This is a genomic window from Arenibacter latericius DSM 15913, from assembly GCF_000424985.1.
Classification (GTDB): Bacteria; Bacteroidota; Bacteroidia; order Flavobacteriales; family Flavobacteriaceae; genus Arenibacter; species Arenibacter latericius.
Map to the genome: position 1 here is coordinate 1 of NZ_AUKX01000001.1, position 19,363 is coordinate 19,363.

Sequence of the window (19,363 nt, forward strand, 5' to 3'; positions counted from 1 at the left end):
TTCTTGTGCAGCCCCGCCATCCAAGTGCCCGTATATTCGGTAAAGCTTCTCTTGCAGGACTTGCATTTATAGCGCTGTGCACCCTTGTCCTTTCCGAAACGGACATATTTGGTATGGCCACAGTGCGGGCACTCGCCCATCATATTGTCGAGAAGATGTCGGCGGGAGGCCTGTGCCCTTGGACTTCCCGTAGTCACATCGTGCTTTTCGATATCCTTGAGCAATCTCCGCCTGTCCACCAGAGGAAGCGAAAGGATCTTTTGTTTTAATTCTTCTAGTTCCATACCTAAAGATACAAATAATAGCTATTATAAACTAGAGCCCCAATTCCTGCTAAACTAAATAAGGAATCTTTTGGAAGATCTTTTATCATAACCCCTATATGCAATAAATCTGCTTGGGCACATGCAATATTCCCCAACAATAGATTAAAATAGTAAGGAGCTTCAATAAGACCTTTTCTCTCTAGGTATTTGGCATAATTAATCATACCTATATCAAATACTTCCAATTCCGGAACTATTCCTTTTTCCTTCATAATTGCCGCCAGACCTTGTACCGTTTCGGGAGAATTTATACTAGCGGTAGCATTAAAGTTTAGCGAGCTTAGGGTTAAACTCCCATAATCTGGCTTTAAAAATCCTTCCAAAGACAGTGGATCTGCCCGTAGTTCCAATTCGCTTATATTTCTTCCACTTAAAGAAACACAAACAACCAAATAAGGAGCATATTTCCGAATTCCTTCGATTATTTCTCCATATACCTCTTTCTTGTAAGTTGGCTCCTCTGTAATATCATCCCTAGCATGTAAATGTACCATGGTTATCCCCAACTCATTAGCCCAAAGAACTTCCTCTACTATTTCCGAAACACGCACCGGAACATATTGAGTCATGCTTTTGGTAGGTATCATTCCTGTGGGGGTAAAATTGATCACTAATTTATCATCCATCGTACATTAATTAACCTCTAATAAATATAGAGGATTGATTTTTAGCGTACTATAAAAACAATATTTATTCGACATTACCTCCTTAAAGACCGTTGAAATAAAACATACACTAAATCAGCATGAGATTAATGTCCTAATTCTTTTTCCAACATCAATCCTTAGAGCGAATACCATTAACCTAAACAGCATTTAGTTTTCCCGTGAACTTTCTAATAGCATAATTTAAATAACCAAGGTATCTTACTTTTATCTAGTTTTGCACATTTAAAATCCGATTATGATTTCAGTAGACGCAATAGCGGTAGAGTTTAGTGGCGACACCTTGTTCAGTGACGTATCCTTTGTAATTAATGAGAACGATAAAATTGCCTTGATGGGCAAAAATGGAGCGGGAAAATCTACCATGATGAAGATTATCGCAGGAGAGCAAAAACCCACTAAGGGAAACATACGCTTCCCTAAGGATGCCGTTATCGCTTATTTACCTCAGCATTTACTTACCGATGATAGTTGTACTGTTTTTGAAGAAGCCTCTAAAGCATTCAAAGAAATCTTTGATATGCGTGATGAGATGGCGCGCCTAAATAAGGAATTGGAAACACGCACTGATTATGAGTCGGATTCCTATATGAAAATAATACAGAAAGTTTCGGACCTAGGGGAGAAATTCTATGCTTTGGAAGACATAAACTACGAGGCAGAAGTAGAGAAAGCCTTGCGTGGTCTCGGTTTTAAGAGAACGGATTTTAACCGACTCACTAGTGAATTTAGCGGTGGGTGGAGAATGCGGATAGAACTAGCTAAAATTTTATTAAAGAAGCCAGACCTAATTCTTTTAGACGAGCCCACCAACCACGTAGATATTGAGTCGGTCATCTGGTTAGAAGATTTCTTGTTAAACAAAGCCAAAGCCGTCGTAGTCATTTCTCACGACAAAACCTTTATAGATAATATTACCAATAGGACCATTGAGGTTACCATGGGCAGAATCTATGATTACAAGGCCAATTATTCCCATTACTTGCAACTGCGAGAAGAAAGAAGAAGTCACCAAATAAAAGCATACCAAGAGCAGCAAAAATTTATTGCAGATAACCTGGCATTTATAGAACGTTTTAAAGGGACTTACTCTAAAACTAACCAGGTGAACTCTAGGGAACGTATGCTAGAAAAATTACAGTTAATAGAGATTGATGAGATAGATAATTCTGCCTTAAAACTGCGATTCCCTCCCTCTATCCGCTCTGGAGATTACCCTGTGCGTGTAGAAGATCTTTCTAAAAGCTATGGAGATAAGGTAGTATTTAAGAATGCTAGTTTTTCTATCAGTAGAGGAGAAAAAGTCTCTTTTGTAGGTCGAAACGGGGAAGGTAAATCTACCATGATAAAAGCGATTTTGGGAGAAATTGAGGTAGAAGGGCAATGTTCCTTGGGCCACAATGTGAAGGTGGGCTATTTTGCACAAAACCAAGCCTCCTTATTAGACCCAGAATTAACCATCTTCCAAACGGTAGACGAGGTTGCTGAAGGAGAAATACGCACGCAGATAAAAAATATTTTAGGTCAATTTATGTTCAGTGGAGACGACCTAGAGAAAAAAGTAAGCGTACTATCGGGAGGAGAAAAAACGAGGTTGGCAATGGTAAAGCTACTTTTAGAACCCGTTAACCTGCTAATCTTGGACGAACCTACCAACCATTTAGACCTTAAATCCAAAGAGGTTTTAAAAGAAGCGTTATTGGCTTTTGATGGCACGCTTATATTGGTTTCCCACGACCGTGATTTTCTTCAAGGATTATCACAAAAAGTATTCGAGTTTAAAGAGAATCGAGTGATAGAACACTTTGAAACTATAGATGCTTTTCTTGTACGAAACAGAATAGAAAACCTAAAGGAAATAGATTTAAAGGCTTAAGATCTACCCTATTAAAGAATGTGAAAAAATAAAAAATCTCCTTCCCATTATTAAGGGAGGAGATGTTATTATACAATCCATAGTAGGATTAAAACACTAACTGGCTTTCTTTTTTCTAAGCAATATCTTTAAATCCATTAGGAAATGGACGGTAGGCAAAATATTGTAATACTTCCTCAAGAGCTACCTTCAATGCTTTATTAATAGGGAGAATAGAATTTCCTAATTTAAAATCGATTTGATTAAGATTCATATAGTAATCCGTGAAAACAGGAACATATAGTCCCTTTTTCATAGCCTCCACTGCATTACTATAGTTTTCTGCCAGCCCTTCTTTTATAATTTTACAAGTAGCCAAACGCAGTTCTCCAAATTTATCTCTATTGGCTCCAAATCCAAATAGCCTACAAATTAAACCACGGTAAATATAGTCCCCACACCTTCCACTGTTTTGATCTAAGACTGTAAGAGGTTGGTATACTAAACAAATAGCACTTTTGCTTGCTTTTAATTTCTCTAAAGTTTCTTCTGCCTTTCCATTTAAAAATATATGAAAAGCCCAAGGAAGAAACTCAAGTGGAGATGCCTCTACTTCTGGATGTTTACAACATTTGCCACATCCTGTTTTGCAACCCAACCCGGTTTCGGTTTGAAAAGTCGCTATTTCCTTATCTAATTTGGCAAACAATTCCTCTACTGCTTTTACTTTAACCTCTATACTCATTCAATATTTTTGACAAATTTACGCCATAAATAAAAACGGTTAACATAAAAATAATGTTTCGCTAATTTATTTTCACAAAGCGCTATCCTCCTAGTAAAGAGTAGATAACACTACACATCTAGCTTATAAAAGCCTAATTATTTTCGGCCTTTCAAGCTCAATAGGCACTTAAATAGATAGCGAAATTTAGATTATTACTCCACCCTTTTATAACCTATCTATTATTAACAGTGCAGTCAATTAACTATACAGAAATACCAACCTTGTTATAGGTCTAGGACTGTACGGTTACAGTAGTGATTCAATCAAGCCCCAATTGCAATATCCCTAAAATGTAAAAAGCCTATTCAAAAATGAATAGGCTCTAAGTCATAAGAAATTAAAAAGCACTTATTAAATTACTCTAACATTAACTGCGTTTAATCCTTTTCTTCCTTCCTTTAGTTCAAACTCAACTTCATCGCCTTCGCGAATCTCGTCGATTAACCCTGAGACGTGTACAAAATGTTCTTTTTCAGAACCTTCTTCAACGATAAATCCAAATCCTTTGGCATCGTTAAAGAATTTCACTGTTCCTTTACCCATTACTAAAAATTAAATTAATTAAATACTCTTAATCAAATATAACTCCAAAAGTTTGAATCACAAATATTTAAAACATACATTTTTTAGTAATGAACTAAAGATTTTGAAAATGACTACTAACTATTTTTTATTTTCAATTTTATAAGAGCAACCTATTACCCGCCTCTCATTAGCTGAAAGCCCCTATTTATTTTCCGCTTAAAAACAAGTACACCTTACCGTTATTTCCTTTATCTACACTACTCTAATAAGAGTATAATTAGAGTTAACAAGTAAAGCAACTCTACGAAACAACTTTTACGCTTCGCTGCGCTTTCCCATTAAGGTCATTTCTCCAATAGAAGCCTTAGCTTTCCCTGTTAATTTATCTTCCATAATTGTCAAAGAAACATCCACTTTTTCTCCTTCTACCCAAACAGAAAAATTCATTTTATTCTTTTTTAGAGACACATCGGTAGCCTTAATAGTACCGTATTGCAATTTTACTTCTACCACATATTCCTCCTTTTTTTTAGAAATTAATAAAACCCCCGTTTTATACTCATAAGGAACATCGGAAACAGTATAATCCCATGAACCTTCAAAGGAGTTTGCAACTAGAGAAAACTCTTTTAAGTCTTCTGCATTTTCAATGATAAGTGCATTTGTATTTGCAGCCGAAAGAGATGCACTTGCTACCATAAAGAATATAGCAGCATAAAATAAACGTCCAAAATTTTTCATCGTTTTAAAACTATTTAGGTTTAATATTAATTTTAGATGAAATTAACTGTATTCTATTAATATCCCTTTGTTTTACCTACTTCTGTGACTAAATGCACCATAGCTGTGACAAATGGGAAGATGTGTAGTCTCTATTAAAGTATATAATGTTCTTAATAATAGAACTGAAGAGACTTGTTAATCATTTAAATCTTCTACTATTCCGCAAACCTAAAAAAACAAAATAGGCGTATATGGAATTCACCACATACGCCTATTGATTATTGACTTGCAAGGAATATAAATCCCTACCTAAGATTTATGATATAGCTTAGAGATCAAACTTGTAGGTAGCCCCAGCCAATACCTGAAAACCTTGTACCTTAAAGTTGTTCCACCTCATATAGTTTTTATTGGCAATATTATTAGCCTTGGCAAAAACTGATAATTGCTGATTGAAACGATACCCTACATGGGCATTAGCATCAAAGTAACTTTTTAAGGTTACTGGAGTCATCGTAAAGTCTGAGGGTAAAGAACCCGGTGTAGCTACAGAGTAAACATCATCTCTTTCTCCTACAAAAAACAAATTAGCCCCCATATACCACTGCTCGTCTATCTGATAATCCAAGAACAAAGAGCTAGTAAAACTAGGAAGATTCCAAGCTGGATTACCTGTTTCGGTATCATAATCAAAAGCTTCGGCATTAATACCAATACTAAAGTTACGATTTACATCCACGTTTAATTCTCCAAAAATCCCTAAGGTTCTTACATCATCATAAAAGACCTGAAAACTATTCCCATAATAATAACCTTTCTTATCGGTCCTGTTTGTGTTCTCTGGGTTAAGCATAAAAAGCGGCTTTCTGTTTTCTGCGGTATAAGATCCTTTTAAGTTATAGCTAAGGTTAGACAATAATTGCCCTTTTATTCCTATATATCCGTCATATTGTTGATCTGTAGGCTGAATTTCTAAAGTTGGAGACACATAAGGGTTCTCTTCCACATATCCGTAAAAAGAATTTTGTTTTAGTCCCCCTTCAATACCTCCATATACAATAGCAAGGTCATCTACCAATCTATAAGAACCCGTTACTTTAGGGTACACATAAAAGTTATTTCCCTTATTTTCAATATCCATTCCGTATACAAAGGTAGCCCCTAGATTAAGGGTAATATCGTCATTTACAATTTGAATGTTTGGGTTTACTCCAACCTGCAAAAAGGAATATTTTGTTTCGGGGTCTTTAGTATCATTGCTTACTGGAGCATTTTTAAAAACACCTCCAAGGTAATCAAACTCCGCTTTTATGGTTAGCATCTCATCACCAATAGGCGCCTCAAATGTCGGCTTTAATACCGCCCTATTCTCAGCAGAGTTTGTTGCATCCCAAAAACGTCTTAATAATAGATCAGCCCCTTTAAAGAATGAATCTTCCATTTTAATATGAGCTCCCGCATGTACATTAAAATAGTTTTGTTTTTCATCGATACTGTTAACCAACTCCTCAGTATAATACCCATTAGGAATTCCATACCAATTATACATCTGATGTTGGAAACCTACATTGGCACCCCAACTTAAATACCTATCGTATTTGGAATAATTAGCATCCAATTTTGAATTGTAAAACACATTATCCAATGCAGAAGTAGGAATATCACCTCGCGAAGAATAGTGATTTAATGAAATATCTAGTCGTTCATCTCTATTTAATGCTCTACTAGTATAAAAATCTACCAACGCATTATTATAATTCCCCAAACCAATAGAGGCCGAAGAATTAAAAAGCTTCGGTGCAGGGGTCTTTTTTACTCCAGAAGCCTTCCCTTTAGCGGGAGTAAAGGTAGAAGCTACCGGCACCGAAAAGATGCTATAAGAAATTGGCTTTTTCTGCAATACTATAGAATCGTTCAACGTAGGGACAGATTTAATCTTAAAAGCATCCGAAATAGAAGGAGCATAGGCCTTTACTACAGTCACCGTTTCTGTCCCTATATCTTTTTTATCTTCTTCCTGTGCTTGTATGGTTTGTATAAGTCCGACCATTACAAACAGGCTTAATTTTATATAATTACGCATATAATGTTCTTTTTGTTGGGGTTGTCTAGTTCCCATTGGAGTTAATTGAGGAATTACTTTGAGCTTCTTTTGCTTTAATAATGGTCAACTCCCTCTTAGCTTCTTCAACTATTGAAGGATAATCACCAAAGTTTGCTATTACACTATCTAAAATATAGGTAGCCTGAAAAGCATCTCCCAGTGCGTAGAAGTTCTTAGCCATTATAATTAGGCCTTTAGCACTCCATTCCTTATAACCTGGGTAATCTTTAGCCAATTTCTGTACAGAGGCATTAGAAGCCTCATACTTTTGATCCTTATTCTTAAAATAGGCATCGTAGTAATATGCTTCTGCTGCCAATTCCCCTGTAGCAATTTTCAGCACCTCAGCATAAGCGGTTTTAGCCCTACTCTCATTATTTGTCTTAATTGCCGATCTAGCAATCATAATATGGGCATCACTCTTAATACGGTTATCAATTTTAGAAGTTGCCAATACTTTCCCCGCATAGTCCATAGTTTTATTATAATTGGACTGCTCGTAATACCCTTTCATAAGGTTAGATTGGGCATAGGTAACGTTTTGCTGGATCTGTGCTGTAGCTTCCAACTCCTCTAAATACGGAGTTGCCGCAGCATAATTATTATTACCAACATAAATTTCACAAATTCTTGTAAGGGCCTGTTCTCCATATTCATTATTACCCTTCCCTGCTACAATTTTAAAATAAGGCAACGCTTTGTCTTTCTGACCTTTCCCAAAGTAAAGTTGAGCAAGATTAAAATTGGCTTTTAAGGAATTTAAACCATTAGGAAATTGTTTTAAATAACCTTCATACCCTTTAATAGCAGCATCTATCTTACCTTCTAACTGTTGCTTGTCTGCCGACTCATAGGTTGCGTTATCCAATTCGGCATCGGTGACTTCTACAAAATCTAATCCGTCTACCCACTGCCCATATTCATTCACCCTTCCCAGGTCTACATAGATTAGTTTAGCAGTAGTTACCGCTTGTATTGCTTCTTGAGAATTAGGATAATCACTCACCACAGTCTTAAATTTCACTAAGGCCTGCTCTCCCCTATTGGCATTATAATGAATTAATCCCTGCCTCATTAACGCTTGCGGCACTAAAGAACTTCCGCGATACTCTCTAATCATCTGGTCATATAACTGCAATCCTTTTTCTGTATTATTAGATCGCACATAAGAATTTGCTAGTTCGAATAGTGCATCATCTTTAAGTGTAGATTTAGGATAATTGGAAATAAAATTACTGAGCTCTTCTATTTTTGTCGCACTCCTATCTATAAATCCATAACTCAATGCCTTTTGGTAGGCGGCATAATCCTGTTCTGGAATATTCCTTGCAATTGCTTTATTATAGGTTTCAATCGCTGGCCAGTATTTACTACTAACAAAATAGCTGTCTCCCAATCGTAAATAGGCATCGTTTAATTTCTCCGTATCATCCCCCTGTGCCGACACATAATTAGAAAAGGCGGTAATAGCCCCAGTATAATTTCTGAGTTTAAAATATGCATAGGCAAGATTATAATCTACATCTTTATATTCTGGAGTAGATTTTGATGCAGCATTCTGTTTAAATGCCAAATATCCTGCTACCGCATCTTCAAAACGGTTGGTTGCAAAATCTGATTCTGCTTTCCAATAATTTGCTCTAGCCTTAAAAACCTGATCCACTGCACTTTTCAACGATTTTTCAAAAGCCTGTGAAGCCGCTTCGTAATCGGATTCCAAAAATAATTCGACCCCTCTATAGAAAGCTACTTTCTGATAGGTAGTTTTACTGGCATAATTTTTATTGGTTTCCATGAGTACCATAGCTCCCTCAAAATTCTTTGAAGTGATATAGGAATCTACCAAGAGATCTTGAATTTCTTCCTTGTACTTATCATTTGGATATTTTTCCAAATAGGTAGTTAGCACTTTTGGTACCGGCTCATAAGCATTCCCCACCTCATAACTTAGTCGGGCATAATTTAGGTAGGCATCTTTCTGTATCTCCGAATTAAAATCCATTTGAGAAGCATTCCTAAAAGCGTTCAGGGCTTCCTGTTTCTTATCTAATTTTAGGTAACACTCTGCCAAATGGTAATAAGCATTTTGAGAAACAGCATTGTTACCATCAATAATTCTATTGAATTGCTGTACTGCATTAGCATAATCCCCCTGCATATAATAGGAATACCCTAGTAAATAGTAATCAGTATTATTCCATTTTCCTCTTTTCCCCTTGTATTGGGTTAAATAAGGAATAGCATTATCATACTGTTTAAGGTTGAAGTAGCTCTCCCCAATAATTTTATTGAGTTCTGATATTTCGTACCGGTCAGATTTTGGCAATTGCTCTTTAGCCAAAGCGATAGCCTCTTTAAACCTTCCCAATTTAAAGTTCATATCTGCCTGATAGTAGGTTAGTTTTTTATCAATTAGATCTTGATCAGTAATTTGATCGAACCTTTGATTAGCCCCTACATAATCATCTTGCTGATATGCAATATATCCCAAATAATATTTTGCTTGAGAACCGTAGGTACGTGAAGTGGTCACTTTTTCTAGGTATCTTTCTGCCTCTTTAGGTTTATTTGAGGAAAATAGCGCATACCCATTATTAAAGTTAAAGCGCTCTTTGTCTTTACGAGACAGGGCATTCTGATCTACCTTAGCGTACCATTTTAAGGCGTAAGGATATTTGCCTGTTTCAAAATAATAATCTGCTACATCTATATAGGCCGAATTTCTTTTGGTAGATGTAGGGTAGTTATTTACAAAATCCTCCATCAACCTATCTGCGCCTAGTTGATTTAAGCGAATAGCGGCATTAGCCGCATAATAAGCGCTATTTGCCTGTGTTTCCACATTCTTAGTTTTGCGCTGTACTGATTCAAAAATGGTCTGTGCTGCCTGATACTGCTTGTTATTATACAAGGCCAATGCTTCTTGATATTCCTTTTGGTCATGCGTATAAATCTTAGACTCTTGGGAAATACCATAAAATATAGACCCAGCCAAGCAAAGTATTACAGCGGTTTTTTTTCTTAGCATAATGTTCTCTAAAAGTTAAGAGTTACCGTTCATCTATGGATAACGATTAATATTGCACTCAAGTATATGGTAAAGAAAAACATTTTTCAAGTTGTTTTGACCTTATTTCAAAGGAACTTATTACTTTTATATCAACATTTATAACTATGGGCGAGAGTATATTGAAGTTGAAGGACGTAGCCGTATTTCAAGGAGAAAATTTAGTATTGAACGATATAAGCCTTGAAATTAAAAAAGGCGAATTTGTATATCTTATAGGTAAGACCGGAAGCGGGAAGAGTAGTTTTATGAAAACACTCTACGGCGATCTTCCTTTAAAAGAAGGTGATGGCAAAATTGTAGATTTCGATCTTAAAACCTTAAAAGAAAGAGACATCCCTTACCTAAGACGAAAATTAGGAGTGGTTTTCCAAGATTTTAAATTATTACCAGATCGTAATATTAACAACAACCTACTATTTGTTCTTAAAGCGACCGGCTGGAAAAACAAAAGCGAAATGGACGCTAAGATAGAAGAGGTCTTAGGAAAGGTGGGAATGAAAACCAAAGGCTTTAAATTTCCTCACGAATTGTCTGGAGGAGAACAACAGCGTATCGCTATTGCACGAGCCCTCTTAAACGATCCTGAACTTATTTTGGCCGATGAGCCTACAGGTAACTTGGATCCACAAACCAGTGTGGAAGTGATGAAAGTACTTCAGGATATTAACAAGACGGGAAGAACCATATTAATGGCAACCCATGACTATGCTCTAATCCTTAAATACCCTTCCAAAACCCTGAAATGCGATGGCAATAAAGTATTTGAAGTAATCCAAAAGGCGGTATAAGCAAAAAATAACTTTACAACCTACCTCACATATAAGTAAGCTAGGTTTACAATTTATTTTCGAAAAAGCATTCCGACTATTTCGGATAATAGCTATGGCGAAGCATATAAAAATAACAACATTATAAAGGTGAGCCTATTCCTACTAAAAAGCTACAATTTACATCTACTACCAAAAAGGAATAAACTAAATTTTAATTTGGAATGAATTAAATTACCTATCCCTCCAATTAAACTACTGTTTAATTTGCATTATATTTTTCCACAAAAAATATCTCGATAGACAATTAATACATCTCAAATTTTTGCCACGCTTCTATGTGAAACCCGCAGTGTAAAATCTAAAAAAACCGACTAAAAACAATCTCACAACCATTTGATAAACAAGAGGCTACGCATTTCACCTCCCCTATACGACGTTTCACTTCCCAATTTGTACACTTCACCCAAATATACCCAAAATCGGCTATCTATAAGCCTATATTTGTACCTGGATTAATAAAGTAAAGAAAACAAATCAGATTATAAATCTCATGAAAAAACTAAGTATATTATTAGGGATGGTGATGGTATCTACCACACTTCTATCCTTTAGCGACAAAAATAAATGTTCATTATCCTTTGATGCCAATGGGGATTTCTTCAATTTAAATGAAGTGTCCTGTCTTTTTGAAGAAGCATTATCGGATGATAGAGAGGCTAGAAATTTAAGTCTAGATGACATTAAGTTAATCAAGCCTTACGAAGAAGAGGAGATTGAACTAGACTTCAATACAGCAGAGTACCTTCCAATTGGATTCAACGCATATACCCCAATAAAATTAGATTTAGAGAATATTGTTCTCGAGGAAGTAGAAGAGGAGATTGAGCTAGATTTTAACATCGTGGAATATTTACCAATCGGCTTTAATCCTTATGCAGGAATGAAGCTAAATCTAGACGACATGGTATTAGTAGAGATTGAAGAAGAAGTAACTCTAGATTTCAATACAGCAAAATATCTACCCATCGGTTTTAACGCTTATGCTGGTATGGAGCTAGACCTTAACGATATTAAGGTAGAGGAAGTAGAAGAAGAAATTGAACTTGGCAAAGAACTGCGTAATTACCTACCTAAAGGTTTTAATCCTTACGCCAAGTAAACTACCTTGTAAAAAAACCACAAGGCACTAAAAGAAAAAACGTATTGATTTCGGGACCCGCCTGAAGGAATACGGGCAGGCCCGTCTCGGAGCATTCAAATCTCGATTATCGAGTAAAGAGTTAGTTTTATAGGTTAGTTGGTTAATTAGTTTAGATAGGTCTTTGGCAAATGCTAAGGACCTATCGCTTTTATCCCATTGCTTAGAAATCCAAAACCTTAATAACTATACTCATCCGGAATAATCTACCCTTCAACAAAAATCAAGTTTTCCACCAAAGAAATCCTAAAGACAATCACTATAAGGTTTTTGAAATAATTAGGTATCTTTAAAATTTAGATTGTAAAATGCAGCGAGTAAAACAGGTTAAATTACAGGAGATTTTAAAAATTGCTATACTAATTGCAGTATTAGTCACCCTCCCTTTAACACTAAGCCTGTTTAAATCGGTTTGGTTTACAGACCAGCCTTTCCTTAAAGACCTCATTAACGATTTTATTCTAAAACTATTATTTTTCTTTTTGTTTTCTTGGATTGCACTGCAATTCAACACTATTTGGATTTATAAAATCCCTAAAGAGAATAAGTTTATTGATCTCGGACTCCGTTTTGTGGGGAACCTAATATTATTGATCGTAACCACTACCCTATTCAGCAAATTAAACCCCTATTTTGTAGATAAGGTTATTTCTGAACGGGAAGCAGGTTTTGTAAGCTCTATTTTTATTGTGGTTCACATTATTATTCTATTTATTTCTAGAATTCTTCGCTTACAAATTATACAACGAGAAAGTGTTTTAGAAAACGAATACTTAAAACAGCAGAACTTAGAGAACGAACTTACCGCTTTAAAGAATCAGATTAACCCACATTTTTTATTTAACTCATTAAATTCTCTCAACTATCTTATCAGAGATAATAAAGAGGCTGCACTATTTGTAAAGAAACTTTCCTTTATGTATCGCTATATATTACAAAGCGGAGACAGAAATTTAGTGCTATTAAAGGAGGAGCTAAAATTCCTAGAAAGCTATACCTATCTGATAAAAACACGCTATCGTAACCGTTTCTTAATTGAGATAAACATTGATGAAACCTATCTAGAACGGAGAATTCCGCCTTTAGCACTACAGTTACTAGTAGAAAATGCTGTAAAACACAACGAAATTTCGGAGGCCAATCCATTAAAGGTCATTATCTATTCGGATAATGATTCGCTTATTATTGAAAACAAAGTTAGAGCTAGGTCCTCATTGGCGGAAGGGACTGGTAGCGGGCTATTAAATTTGTACAAGCGATATTATATGATTAGAAAACAAAAAATAGTAATTGATAGGAATAACGAATATTTCCGCGTTAAACTCCCATTGAACAAAATGTCATGAAAGTTGTAATTGTAGAAGATGAAGTTGCAGCAAGTGAAAACCTTGCTTTTATGCTTAAGAATATAGATAACTCTATAGAGATATTATCCGTTTTAGATTCGGTTAAAGCGTCTATTGCCTATTTCTCTAAAAACCATGAAGCCGAACTTATTTTTATGGATATCCATTTAGCGGATGGACTTTCCTTTGAAATTTTCGATTCCGTTAAAATAGAGATTCCTATCGTTTTTACCACAGCCTATGATCAGTATGCGTTACAAGCTTTTAAAGTGAATAGCATTGATTACCTATTAAAACCAATAGACGAAGATGAGCTGGCTGAGAGCCTAGAACAATACAATGGGCAGTTTAAAGATAAAGGCCTTTTTACAGATCAGGTAGAAGGATTATTAAACTTAATCAACACCAAAAAGACCACCTATAAATCCATGTATCTGGTCCATCATAGAGACCAATTAGTTCCTGTAAAAACTGAAAATATAGCCTACCTATATATAGAGACCGGCATTGTTAAAGCTGTAACTATTGAAAACCAGACGTTTATTATGGAACAAAATTTAGAGGATATGGAAAATGATCTTGACCCCTCTATATTTTTTAGGATAAATCGTCAGTACATTGTAAAAAAGGACGCAATAGAGAGCATAAAACAATACTTTAATGGAAAGCTTATCGTTAGCGTCAACCCACCTTCCTCTGAAAGGATTGTAGTGAGCAGAGCTAAAGCCCCAGAATTTAAAAATTGGATGAATCAATAAATTACTCCCTTATTATATAAAAGAAACCGGCCCAATAGATTATTAAAACTATTGGGCCGGCTTTTATAAGGATATTACCTCTCGTCTATTGCTACTATCCAATAAGAGTAGGGAAATTTTACAGTCACCTACAAACAAATAGACCTCAGCAATCTTTTCATAATTAGTTTCCTCCCTGGGAAACGTCAGAGGAATAAGACTTGCTCTTCAACATTACCGAATTAGTACCTGTTAGCGGCTTAACGTTATTCTCTCCTTGGTCCGTATAGGAAGCAGAGATGACCATAACCTTGCCACTATCCTCCTTGGAAGGCGTTATTACCCCAGCAGAAGGTAGGGATTTTTGCACTTTCCCAGTATTAGCCAAAGACTGAATATAGGCGGTGATTTGCCTGGCCTCATCTTGAGTCATATTAGGATGTGCCGGCATAGTCACTTCTCCCCATACACCACTACCTCCAGAAATTATTTTCCCTTGCAAGTACGTAGCAGCATTTTTATCGTTCTTATATTTTTTTGCAATTTCGGTATAATTAGGCCCAATAGATTTTTCTAATTCCTTATGACAGGTTCTACAGTCCATAGCTTGCGTTAAGGCCTTTCCTGTAACTGCCGCAGAAACCTCTTGATGCCCCATTGAAAGAGAAGCCTCATCCAAGCTCTCTAGATAATCTACAGAAACAAAAATATTATCATCTATTATCTGTGATCCATCAGGGTCACTTACTGTAACTTTATAATTTACCGGTTCACCAGGGGTAAAGAAATCGGAATCTCCTCCATTTAAATCTATCGCTACCTCGGGTCTAGAATTCCCTGCTACCACGGATACAGAATTACTTTTTGCAGATGCTCCTTTATCATCTTTAACTTCTACAGAAATAAAGTAGTCTCCCCCATCCTGATACGCATAAGAAATTTGAGGCTCGGTAGTTTCTTTAGTTTCTCCATTACCCAGATTCCACACATACGTCAATTTATCGTTTTCCCTATCAGAAGCGCTCACTTTTGCCGTGATGCTTAATGGAAGTTTCCCCGAAGTTTTATCTACTACCATCTCTTCTACCAAAGGAGGACGGTTCCCTCCGTTATAGTCGATATAGCTTAGTGCAGAATCATCATTTTTAGAGAACCATCCGCTTCCATATTCTAGAAGATATATTCTTCCATCAGGAGCCACTTCCATATCGATAAGGTTATTAAGTTTAATCTGATCGGCAAAAGGCTCCATCTTATTAAAATCCCCGTTCGGGAAGAGGCTTACTGCCATCATCCACCCACGAATCCAATCATACACAAAAACTTTCCCGTCATAATAATCCGGCAATGCATTTTCCCCATTATAGATATCCTTATAGTAAACAGGACCTGCCATAGCATTTCTTCCACCTGTACTCACCTGGGGGAATTCCTGAGATTCTACATAGGGATAATAAACAAAGGCCGGCATAGCCTTAGGCAGTTCCTTAAGACCGGTGTTGTTTCTAGAATTATTAATTGGCTTCTCGGGGTTAAACGCTTCTCCGCTTTCTCCTGTAGCATAGTTATAGCTTCGATAGGGATAATTATCTCCAACAAAAAATGGCCAGCCAAAATTCCCAGCTTTTTTCGCCTGATTTAATTCGTCGTATCCTCTTGGGCCTCTAGTCTGCATACTATCTACACGTGCATCTGGACCTACATCTCCCCAATATACATAGCCTTTTTTAGGATCCACAGAGATTCTATACGGATTTCTGTGTCCCATAGTATAAATTTCTGGTCGTGTTTTTGGAGTGCCCTCCGGGAATAAATTTCCTTCCGGAATACTATAAGACCCATCCTCATTTACTTTAATGCGTAATATTTTACCACGCAGATCATTGGTATTACCAGAAGTACGTTGGGCATCGTATTGCTCACGTCCAGGCAAGTCATTCAAGGGCGCATAGCCTCTGTTGACATACTTAACCCCCTTTTCATTAAATGGCGTACTATTATCTCCAGTAGACAAGTATAAAAGGTTATCGGGACCAAAAGCAATTGAGCCTCCAGTGTGACAACAAATTTCTCGCTTACTCTCTAATTCCAGAATAATCTGCTCAGTATCCATCTGAAGTAGATCATCCTCAAATTTAAAACGCGACAATCTATTTACCCATTTATCTCCAGAAGGACTATAAAAAAGGTAAACCCAACGATTATTAGCAAAATCAGGATCTTTTTGCAATCCCATTAACCCTTCTTCAGCATTTACTCCGGGAGTCTCTAATGTTTTGTGGTAAACATCTAAAAAGCCCACCTGTTTAACTTCATTCGTTTCATGCTTATACAATACAACTCCTCCCCTTCTCTCCGCAATAAGGACGTCCATATTTGGAAGTATAGTCATCTCAGTAGGCTCAAAGAAAGAGCCCACATTAAGAGGCACCTTGGTAAAACGGTCTGAATCTGGTGGTATTTGAGAAGTCACGTTATCATAATTAAGCTTTTTGTTTTCACCGATGGCATAATTAATTCCGCCTAAAAGATGTTTTAGGAACAAATCTTCTGAATAGCTTTCCTCTGTATGCCCTAAAGCGGTATAAAAAGCCCTTCCTCCATCATACTCATGATACCAGCTCATAGGATGAAAATCTCCATTTTCCCCACCCTCATAGGAATTCTCGTCTACCGTCATTACCACATTAACATCGGGGTTTATTTTCTTAAAGTTATACAACTCATCAGAACGACGCCATATAGTATCCTGAAACATATCAGTAGCCATAAATGTGGGGTCTTTAATAATAAAGTCGGCCTCCGGAGCTCCAGGAGGGTGACTTTGGAAATAGGCTCCCACCAACCTACCATACCAATTCCAGTCGTACTCAGTATCGGTAGCAGCATGTACGCCCACAAATCCACCTCCTGCCTGAATATATCTCTCAAAAGCGGCCTCTTGTTTTGCATCCAAGATATTCCCAGTAGTGCTTAAGAAAATTATGGCCGAATACTTTTTAAGTTCTTCATCCGTAAATAATTCCGCATTCTTGGTGGTATCTACTATAAACTGATTTTCCTTTCCCAGTTTTTGAATTGCGGCAATTCCCGCAGGAATAGAAGCATGCTTATACCCCATGGTTTTTGAGAACACTAAAACACGAGGTTCTCCTTCTCGCTTATTACTGTCACATCCCATTAATAAAACCATGGAAATAGATAGTAGTAATACAAAATAGTTTTTCATTTAAATGTTTTTAAGGTGTTTGATTGGATGGTTTGATCCATTTTAAGATTTGTAACAGATGTAGTATCTTAACTAAAATATTATTAGTAAAATCTCCTTTTATTAACAATAAATACTACATATTTTATGAAACCCTCCAAATATAATACTAATTTCAATTTATTAAACCTCAAGCCCACCTTTTTAGGAAATCAAATCCGACCACTACAATCAATTATATAAATGAGCTATAGAGAGCAGCACTTCATATTAATAATCTAGTAAATTTTAAATTCACTTTAAATTAAGATTCCATTTACCATTTAACCAATCTTTAATTTTCCAATTGCATGATCATTAAAAAGCAAACCCGAACCGCAGACAAAAAGGTAAACCCTCTAATTGGAATAGTATTGTTTTTAATTTCAATTTTACTTTTTCTGGTTACAGTACCCTTTGGTCTTGTTTTCGGACTTTTTTATTCCATCTACAAAAAAGGCTTAGCAGGTATTGGAGAGTACTCATTAAAAATGGCAGTTTCTATAGATCAATTGGGTAATGTTGCTATGCAGCATTTATTAAATGTAATCTGGATAAAAAAAAGCGGCTACAAATTTGGAAATAGGGACGAAACAATATCCAGTGTTTTGGGAAGAAATAATAAATTAAAAACCTTAACCGGTTTAGGGAGATTTATTGACAATTTCCTTAACCTAATAGATAAAGATCACTCTTTAAACTCTATAGATTACTATATAGAGCCCACTCCTGAAATCCGGGATATAGTAAGTTGGGTATGTATTGTTGATTTTAAAGTATTAGTGCTTCTTCATAAAAACACGAATACTTATAGATTACCGGGAGGTTTTAGGATAAAAAAAGAATCGGACGCCAAGGTATTAAAAATGCACATGAAGGAACTTTTAGGAGTTAATTTATTAATCCCTAGTATATCGTATCTAGGTGTATTTGAAGCACAGAGCGCTTTTCCGAAACCTGTAATTTTGGATCGAAAAACCTGTTATACCACTGGATATACAGGAGACATTTCTCCTAACCCCTTACATTTAGAGGCTGTCTGGTTTAGCTATAACGAAAGATACAAGTTAAGTGATGTAGACAAATTAATATTCGATTATCTAAAAGAAAGGGGATATTTACACTAAGGTGTAAGTCAATAGTACTATAATTAGATTTTTTTGTTACTTTGTCCTAAATACTTTAAATAATTACATGGAAATCCTAGGAATAGATGTCGGTGGCTCAGGCATAAAAGGAGCTTTGGTGAATATGGAAACGGGGGAAATGATTTCGGAACGATTCAGAATTCCCACACCCAAATCAAGAAAACCTAAGGCAATGGCAAAGGTAGTTGCTGAAATTGTTGACCATTTTAATTATAAAGGACCTATAGGCTGCGGTTTTCCGACAGTAATAAAAAAGGGTGTCTGCAAAACACCTGGAAACCTACATAAATCATGGAAAGGCATAAAAGTGGACGAACTTTTTAGTGAGGCCACTGGATTACCAGTAACTGTAGTAAACGATGCAGACGCAGCCGGCTATGCTGCTGTTAATTATGGCGTAGGTAAAAATAAAGAAGGGTTGGTTGTAATGATAACCATAGGAACCGGACTTGGTAGTGGCGCCTTTTTAAATGGAAAACTCATCCCTAATTTTGAATTAGGTCAGATTCCCTACAAAAAATATAATAAGATAGAACTATGGGCAGCAGCTTCTGCTAAAGAAAAGGATGACTTAAGTTATAAAAAATGGGGAAAGCGTTTTAATACATTCTTAGAGTATGTAGACCTTATTATTTCTCCTGACCTCATTATTTTAGGGGGAGGAACTTCTAAGCACTGGGATGAATTTAAGGAATATATCACTATATCAACTCCAGTAATCCCTTCCTTGTTACAAAACCATGCCGGAATTATAGGTGCAGCGGCAGCAGCCTACGAAAAATAAGATAGAAAGTACAATTAGCTTATTTAGAGAATATAAAAAAATCCCCAAAACAGTTGTTTTGGGGATTTTTACTTGTAT

Annotated in this window: 15 protein-coding genes; 7 read left to right on the forward strand and 8 right to left on the reverse strand. The window is 36.1% G+C overall.

Annotated elements, in window-relative coordinates:
• Together H344_RS0100005 and H344_RS19415 are read right to left on the reverse strand one after the other, a co-directional pair.
• Window positions 1-284: IS1/IS1595 family N-terminal zinc-binding domain-containing protein (locus tag H344_RS0100005; RefSeq protein ID WP_026808404.1), on the reverse strand; the 284-nt coding region annotated here is incomplete at its 3' end.
• A gap of 2 nt (window positions 285-286) precedes the next feature.
• On the reverse strand, window positions 287-952 hold the full coding sequence (locus H344_RS19415; protein ID WP_051253963.1) for a BKACE family enzyme: 666 nt from the start codon (window positions 950-952) through the stop codon (window positions 287-289).
• 277 nt (window positions 953-1,229) lie between these two features.
• Here H344_RS19415 and H344_RS0100015 point away from each other — a divergent pair, with 277 nt between their 5' ends.
• The gene (locus H344_RS0100015) at window positions 1,230-2,867 is read left to right on the forward strand and encodes an ABC-F family ATP-binding cassette domain-containing protein (protein WP_026808405.1); all 1,638 of its coding nucleotides are present in this window, start codon (window positions 1,230-1,232) and stop codon (window positions 2,865-2,867) included.
• A gap of 115 nt (window positions 2,868-2,982) precedes the next feature.
• On the opposite strand, the gene H344_RS0100020 is transcribed toward H344_RS0100015, so the two are convergent.
• From H344_RS0100020 to H344_RS0100040, 5 genes are all read right to left on the reverse strand, one after another.
• Window positions 2,983-3,591 carry a YkgJ family cysteine cluster protein gene (locus H344_RS0100020; protein ID WP_026808406.1) on the reverse strand — a complete coding sequence of 203 codons (609 nt, stop codon included), beginning with the start codon at window positions 3,589-3,591 and terminating at the stop codon, window positions 2,983-2,985.
• A gap of 393 nt (window positions 3,592-3,984) precedes the next feature.
• Window positions 3,985-4,176, reverse strand: coding sequence for a cold-shock protein (locus H344_RS0100025; RefSeq protein ID WP_026808407.1), 192 nt, complete (start codon window positions 4,174-4,176; stop codon window positions 3,985-3,987).
• 297 nt (window positions 4,177-4,473) lie between these two features.
• Window positions 4,474-4,899: a hypothetical protein gene (locus H344_RS0100030; protein ID WP_026808408.1), complete on the reverse strand. Its 426-nt coding sequence runs from the start codon at window positions 4,897-4,899 to the stop codon at window positions 4,474-4,476.
• A 310-nt stretch (window positions 4,900-5,209) separates the two neighbouring features.
• Window positions 5,210-7,000, reverse strand: coding sequence for a TonB-dependent receptor domain-containing protein (locus H344_RS0100035; RefSeq protein ID WP_240484922.1), 1,791 nt, complete (start codon window positions 6,998-7,000; stop codon window positions 5,210-5,212).
• Window positions 6,990-10,013, reverse strand: coding sequence for a tetratricopeptide repeat protein (locus tag H344_RS0100040; protein WP_026808410.1), 3,024 nt, complete (start codon window positions 10,011-10,013; stop codon window positions 6,990-6,992). The genes H344_RS0100035 and H344_RS0100040 overlap by 11 nt, the downstream gene beginning before the upstream one ends.
• 146 nt (window positions 10,014-10,159) lie before the next feature.
• Here H344_RS0100040 and H344_RS0100045 point away from each other — a divergent pair, with 146 nt between their 5' ends.
• From H344_RS0100045 to H344_RS0100060, 4 genes are all read left to right on the forward strand, one after another.
• Window positions 10,160-10,843: a cell division ATP-binding protein FtsE gene (locus tag H344_RS0100045; protein ID WP_026808411.1), complete on the forward strand. Its 684-nt coding sequence runs from the start codon at window positions 10,160-10,162 to the stop codon at window positions 10,841-10,843.
• A gap of 532 nt (window positions 10,844-11,375) precedes the next feature.
• A complete protein-coding gene (locus H344_RS0100050) occupies window positions 11,376-11,984 on the forward strand; it encodes a hypothetical protein (RefSeq protein ID WP_026808412.1) in 609 nt (202 codons plus the stop codon).
• 347 nt (window positions 11,985-12,331) lie between these two features.
• Complete coding sequence (locus H344_RS20915; protein WP_051253965.1) at window positions 12,332-13,369, forward strand: sensor histidine kinase; 1,038 nt, start codon at window positions 12,332-12,334, stop codon at window positions 13,367-13,369.
• Window positions 13,366-14,127 carry a LytR/AlgR family response regulator transcription factor gene (locus tag H344_RS0100060; protein ID WP_026808413.1) on the forward strand — a complete coding sequence of 254 codons (762 nt, stop codon included), beginning with the start codon at window positions 13,366-13,368 and terminating at the stop codon, window positions 14,125-14,127. Before H344_RS20915 ends, H344_RS0100060 begins: the two co-directional genes overlap by 4 nt.
• A gap of 163 nt (window positions 14,128-14,290) precedes the next feature.
• Here the strand turns inward: H344_RS0100060 and H344_RS19425 are convergent, their stop codons facing one another.
• The gene (locus H344_RS19425) at window positions 14,291-17,335 is read right to left on the reverse strand and encodes a ThuA domain-containing protein (RefSeq protein WP_084148707.1); all 3,045 of its coding nucleotides are present in this window, start codon (window positions 17,333-17,335) and stop codon (window positions 14,291-14,293) included.
• Window positions 17,336-17,664: 329 nt separating this feature from the next.
• On the opposite strand from H344_RS19425, the gene H344_RS0100070 reads away from it, so the two are divergent.
• Window positions 17,665-18,480, forward strand: a complete 816-nt coding sequence (locus tag H344_RS0100070; protein WP_026808414.1) for an NUDIX hydrolase — start codon at window positions 17,665-17,667, stop codon at window positions 18,478-18,480.
• 67 nt (window positions 18,481-18,547) lie between these two features.
• Window positions 18,548-19,285, forward strand: a complete 738-nt coding sequence (gene ppgK / locus H344_RS0100075; RefSeq protein WP_026808415.1) for a polyphosphate--glucose phosphotransferase — start codon at window positions 18,548-18,550, stop codon at window positions 19,283-19,285.
• Window positions 19,286-19,363: the final 78 nt, after the last annotated feature.